The following is a 6,074-nucleotide window of genomic DNA, read 5'->3' as shown; positions in this document are numbered from 1 at the left end:
ACCCACCCCCGGGGGCACCCCCTCCCCCACCCCCCCCCGGTGTCCCGGGGGGGCGGCAAAAACCCCCGCCCCGCGCGCAGCCCCGCCTGCTTCAGGTGATTCGCCCTCCCCTTACCCCCTTGCAAACGCGAATCACCTGAAGCAGGCGGGGCTTTTGCATTTTCCGAGGCCTTGGAAGCGCGCACTTTTGCGACGAGCGATCTGTCCCCTTCGACTCCGCAACCCAAACGCTCCAGCCTACAGATGCTGGTTCCAGGCACGAAATCGAGCTTTCCGAGCCTTCTTACGCGAGAAAGACGAGTTTTGGCACGATTCCGGACTTTCCGATCCCTTTCACCAGCAGCTTCGACCGCAAACAGCCTTTCGCGGCACGAATCGGAACTTTCCGAATCTTGCACGATGTTTCCAGACTCGGAAAGTTCGATTTCGTGCCATTTTGGGCGAAATGGCTGTAACGACATTCGGAAAGTCAGGAATCGTGCCATCTCGCAGCTCTCTGCGTCGCAAAACTCGAAGGGCCTGCCCCCCCTTGTCAGGTTCCGAGGTTCCGCCTACGCACAGCCGGCGCTTGCGCTATCCACGCTGCTTGCGGGCCGCGTGCGCGATGTTGGCGCATACGGTGGCGGCGAAGCACAGCATGATGGCGCCCCAGGCCAGGAACACCACGTAATTGGCGGGCGCGGCGTCGAATGCGGCGCCGAACGCCGTGGCGGCCACGGCGATGCCGATGTCAACGCAGCTTTGGCGATACCCCAGCGCCGTATCGCGCAGGCGCAGCGGCGCGCGGCGCGTGATGATGTCCATGCAGCACAGCGCCACGCCCATATTGCCCACGCCGGCAAGCACGCCGCCTGCCGCCAAGCCGGCGAAGCTTGTATGCGGCAGGCCCAGCTGCAACACGCCAAGCCCGAACGATGCGATGCACACCGGCAACACGATGGCGCATTTCCCCCGGTCAAGCGCACGTCCCAGCAGCAAACTAGCAATCATGCCGCCAATGCTGTACAGGGAAAGGTAACTTGCCGCATTCAGGCTGCCATCGAATTCGCCCACCGCAATTGCCGAGAAATGCATGACCAGGCCCGCCGCTGCAGAGTCCTCCAGCGTGACCAGCAGGACGCCCGCCAGCCACAAACCGCCGCCCCCGAACTGCGCAAGCGCACCCCGCCGCGCACGAGCAGCGCGGGGCTTGCCGGACGCACCGCCCCCTTCGCCATGCGCATCGCCGGGCAGTTTGCAGGCCGCAAGTGCCACGATGGCCAGGCACGATGCCAGAAGCAGCGCGCCGTACAGCCAGCCAGCGCCCATGGCGTCACCCAGCGCGAACGCCGCGTAGGGCCCCACGGCCATAGACGCCGACGTGGCGAACCGTGAAACGCCCAACCGCCAGCCCACGTTGCCCTCGTCGGACACATCCACCACCGAGGACACGGAAAGCGGCCAGAACACGGCCAAACCGGCGGCTTGCACCGCGCGCGCCGTAAGAAACGCGCCATACGTCGTGCAAAACGGGAACAGCGCCGAGGCCGCCGCGAACGATGCCGCACCCAGAATCATCAGCCGCTTCGTGCCGATTCTACTGGTCAGCGGCATAAGCACCGTGCGCAGCACAATGGCGAACACGATGAAGAACGTCCCCTGGAAGCCCGCGGCAGCAGCCGACGCGCCCATGCCCATCACCGCAAGCGGCGCAAGCGAGATCATGACGTTGTTCACGCCGTACATGAAAAACGAAGCCACGCACAGCAAAGCGAACGACCGCGTCGACCCCTTCCCGCTTTGCTTTCCCACTTCGCTTCCCCCGCAACGTCGCACTACCGAAAAATGCACCGCACGAAAGGGTACCATCCCTCTCGGAATTCGAAAGCACGCCTTCGCCGTTTTCGAGTCCAAAACAACTTTGCAGTTCTCATCCCCCCCCCACAAAACGCAAAAAAGCGCCCGTCCGCCATGGACGGGCGCTTCGCATTCCGCAAGTTTCAGCAACCCAGCAGCCGCCGGCGCTTCCCTACAGGTGCAGCACGCGGTCGCGAATTTCCTGGGTGCGACCCTGGTTCCAGAACTGCGTGCCGATGTAGCCGCACGTGCGGCGGGCGACGTTGAGCTTCTCCTGGTCGCGGTTGCCGCACTTCGGGCACTCCCACACCAGCTTGCCGTCGTCCTCGACGATCTGAATTTCCCCGTCGTAGCCGCACACCTGGCAGTAGTCAGACTTCGTGTTCAGCTCGGCGTACATGATGTTGTCGTAAATGTACTGCATCACGCGAATAACGGCCTTCAGGTTGTCCTGCATGTTCGGCACCTCGACGTAGCTGATGGCCCCGCCCGGGCTTAAGCGCTGGAAGTTGCTTTCGAACTTCAGCTTCTCGAACGCGTCGATCTGCTCGGTGACGTGCACGTGGTAGCTGTTCGTGATGTAGCCCTTGTCCGTGATACCCGGGATAATGCCGAAGCGGCGCTGCAGGGCCTTCGCGAACTTGTACGTGGTGGACTCAAGCGGCGTGCCGTACAGCGAGAAGTCGATGTTCGTGGCGGCCTTCCACTCGTTGCACTTGTCGTTCATGTGCTGCATGACTTCCATGGCGAACGGCGTGCCCTCGGCGTCGGTGTGGCTGTGACCCGTCATGTACTTCACGCACTCGTACAGGCCAGCGTAGCCCAGGCTGATGGTGGAGTACCCGCCGTACAGCAGCTTGTCGATGGGCTCGCCCTTCTTCAGGCGCGCCAACGCGCCGTACTGCCACAGGATGGGCGCGGCGTCGGACAACGTGCCCTTCAGGCGTTCGTGACGGCACATGAGCGCTTTGTAGCACAGCTCCAGGCGCTCGTCGAAAATCTCCCAGAACTTCGCCATGTCGCCGTGCGAAGACAGCGCCACGTCGGGCAGGCTGATGGTGACGACGCCCTGGTTGAAGCGGCCGTAGTACTTCGGCTTGCCCGGCTGGTAGTTGCCGGCGTTGGCCACGTTGTCGTAGCCGTTGCCCGTGCGGTCGGGCGTCAGGAAGCTGCGGCAGCCCATGCACGTGTAGCAATCGCCGTTGCCCTCGGTCTCGCCCTTGGAAAGTTTCAGCTCGCGCATCTTCTTCTCGGAGATGTAGTCGGGCACCATGCGCTTGGCCGTGCACTTCGCCGCCATCTTCGTGAGGTAGAAATACGGGCTGTCCTCGGTGATGTTGTCTTCCTCAAGCACGTAGATGAGCTTGGGGAACGCCGGCGTGATCCACACGCCTTCCTCGTTTTTCACACCTTCGTAGCGCTGGGCAAGCGTTTCCTCGATGATCATGGCGAGGTCGCGTTTTTCCTGCTCGTTGCGCGCTTCGTTTAAGTACATGAACACGGTGACGAACGGGGCCTGGCCGTTGGTGGTCATGAGCGTGACCACCTGGTACTGGATGGTTTGCACGCCGCGGCGGATTTCGTCGCGCAGGCGCGTTTCCACCACGTCGGCGATGCGGTCGGTGTTGGCCTCAAGGCCGAGCGCGTTGATTTCCTGCAGCACCTGACGGCGGATTTTCTGGCGGCTGACCTCGACAAACGGGGCCAGATGCGTCAGCGAGATCGACTGGCCGCCGTACTGGCAGCTGGCCACCTGCGCGATGATTTGCGTGGCGATGTTGCATGCGGTGGAGAAGCTGTGCGGGCGCTCGATGAGCGTGCCGGAGATGACGGTGCCGTTTTGCAGCATGTCTTCCAGGTTCACCAGGTCGCAGTTGTGCATATGCTGAGCGAAGTAGTCCGAGTCGTGGAAGTGGATGATGCCCTCGTTGTGGGCCTCCACCACGTCGGCGGGCAGAAGCAGGCGCATGGTGATGTCCTTCGACACCTCGCCGGCCATGTAGTCGCGCTGCACGGAGTTCACCGTGGGGTTCTTGTTCGAGTTTTCCTGCTTGGCTTCCTCGTTGTTGCATTCGATAAGCGACAGGATTTTGTCGTCGGTGGTGTTCGACTGGCGCTTGAGCGTTTGCAGGTAGCGGTAGATGATGTACTTGCGCGCCACGGTGTAGCGGCCTTGCGCCATAATCTGGTTTTCCACCATGTCCTGGATTTCCTCGACGGACACAGTGTGGCCGGAACGGTTGCACAGCCACTCGACGCTGTGGGCCGCCAGCGCGATCTGATCGTCGGTCAGGCGCTCCTCGGGGGCAACTTCCCCGTTGGCACCCTTGATGGCGTTGACGATCTTGCTGATGTCAAACGTCACCTCGGAGCCGCTGCGCTTGATGATTTTCATGCCGCTCACACCCTTCTTGCTTGCTGCAGACGCCCGCGCGGGGCGCCTTAATCGTTCTTTCCACGTGCCCCTGCGGGCGCTTGCCTTTGTTACCGTTTTCCGCGCGCAGAACCCTAGGCAGGGCGTGACCTGCGCGTTCGGAAATTTCGTGAAATTTTGCGGCCCCGTCCCTTTCGGGCCGCTTGGTCGGTGTCCCTATAATACGTCATTTCGCCACCATATATTGTGTTTTCTTGGCTTCAAAAATCCATGGATAGGGGGTGTTGGTTGTTTTCCACCGCGGCGGAAAAACGGCAAAATCCCCGGTGGGCATTCGAAGAACAGGGTTTTTCAAACGATGAAAATCAGGTAGTTTTCCACCGCGAAAATCGCTGTGGATTTTCGGCAAACGGGTGCGCAAACGAACGATTTTCCAACATGTCCGCAACAAAGGCTTGACGCGACGATGGAAAATGTAGCAAGAGGGTGGGTAGCGCCCGGCAATGCCCGATGGCGCCGGATGGCTGCGCTGGATGAGGCGCAAGCCCATGGCCTAGGCGAGGCACGATAGGTATGCAAGCCCGAAACGACAGGGCACAAGCCGAGCGACCGCTCACGCTCCAGAACGCAAAACGGCCCCTTGCGCCTGAAGACTTTCCCGTTTGCAAGGGGTGGGGGGGGGACGGAAAGTCTCCAGGCACGAGGGGCCGCTGAAAAAGCAAGCTGGAAATATGGAGGGGCAGCTTGCTGGGTTGAGTTTTCAAAAGCCGCCACGCCGCCGGGGAGGGGCCGGCCGGCGTGACCGTTTTTCGTAGGGCCAACCTGACAAGGGGACAGGTCGTTTGTCATGCGGGCGACGGGAACCGCCCGCCAGCCGACCGTTCCCGTAGGGCGGAGCGAGAGCTCCGCCCCGATTAGGCAGCGCCCGAAGGGCGCGTCACCTTCTTCCGGGGAACGCGGCACATATAAGTTGGTGTCGCGCTTCGCGCTCTTTTGGGTGGGCCGAGCTTTCGCTCGACCCTACGGAATCTTGCGGAAAGGCCGGACCGCTCACCTAGTAGAACATGAAGACCGAGAGGCCCGCGCCGTAGAAGGCCACTCGGAGGCAGACGGCGCCGGCCAGGGCGGCGGCTGCGGCAACCGCGCCGAAGAGCTTCCAGCTGGCCGCGTCGCCCTTCTTCTTGGCGAGGAAGGAGCACACCAGGGGCACGATCGCGCCGACGATCACCGCGCCGAGCCACAGCAGGGCGGCCTGGTCGCCGATGGCGGCGCCGGCGTCGACCATTGCCTTGGTGGGGTGGGTCGGGTCGAAGTAGTAGCCGACCTGAGCGAACGAGCCCGCGCTCATCTGGACGTAGGCGGCGTAGGCCGCGGTGCACACGGCGCCGATGACGGAACCGACGATTGCGGGCATACCCAGCGCTTGCGTGTCCTCGCCCTTGGCGGCCAGCACCACGGCCACCGTCGCGGGGCCGAGCAGGCAGGCGGCGCCCACGATGGACAGCACCTCCAGCACGGAGTTCCACGCCGGGCGCGCCGGCATCATATACGAGTGCGCGCACACCGCAGCCAGCACGACCGAGATCGCGATCGCCAGCACGGCCATCCACTTCGGCAAGGTCCCGCCGTCAGCGGACTTGCGAGCCATCACAAAGTACGCCACGGCGATGACCACGAACGCCACGATCGCGATCAATTCCTGCGTGATGCCGGACGTGATGTGGCCGAAGCCGTTGAAGATGCGCTCCCAGTGCTGCAGGTGGAAGAACACCGCGATCCCGCCGAGCGCCAGCAGCACGCAGCTCAAGACCGCCAGCAGCTGCTGCGACTTCTTCCCGGCGCCCTTCAAGGCCAGCACGCCCTG

Annotated in this window: 4 protein-coding genes; all 4 read right to left on the bottom strand. The window is 62.8% G+C overall.

Annotation, left to right across the window (positions count from 1 at the left end; genetic code table 11):
* Positions 1–573 precede the first annotated feature (573 nt).
* A complete protein-coding gene (locus ACWI6D_RS05040; RefSeq protein ID WP_449133890.1) occupies positions 574–1,791 on the bottom strand; it encodes an MFS transporter in 1,218 nt (405 codons plus the stop codon).
* 217 nt (positions 1,792–2,008) lie between these two features.
* The gene (nrdD, locus tag ACWI6D_RS05035; protein ID WP_449133889.1) at positions 2,009–4,231 is read right to left on the bottom strand and encodes an anaerobic ribonucleoside-triphosphate reductase; all 2,223 of its coding nucleotides are present in this window, start codon (positions 4,229–4,231) and stop codon (positions 2,009–2,011) included.
* Between the two features lie 205 nt (positions 4,232–4,436).
* Positions 4,437–4,760: a hypothetical protein gene (locus ACWI6D_RS05030; protein WP_449133888.1), complete on the bottom strand. Its 324-nt coding sequence runs from the start codon at positions 4,758–4,760 to the stop codon at positions 4,437–4,439.
* A 504-nt stretch (positions 4,761–5,264) separates the two neighbouring features.
* The coding region (locus tag ACWI6D_RS05025; protein ID WP_449133887.1) for a dimethyl sulfoxide reductase anchor subunit family protein at positions 5,265–6,074 on the bottom strand (810 nt) is incomplete at its 5' end.

It is taken from the genome of Senegalimassilia sp., assembly GCF_977052095.1.
This window is presented reverse-complemented; position numbering and strand designations above follow the sequence as displayed.

Excerpts from the sequence above, each read along its gene's own strand:
- nrdD (WP_449133889.1), bottom strand. The coding sequence starts at position 4,231 with ATGAAAATCATCAAGCGCAGCGGCTCCGAGGTGACGTTTGACATCAGC.
- ACWI6D_RS05030 (WP_449133888.1), bottom strand. The coding sequence starts at position 4,760 with ATGGGCTTGCGCCTCATCCAGCGCAGCCATCCGGCGCCATCGGGCATT.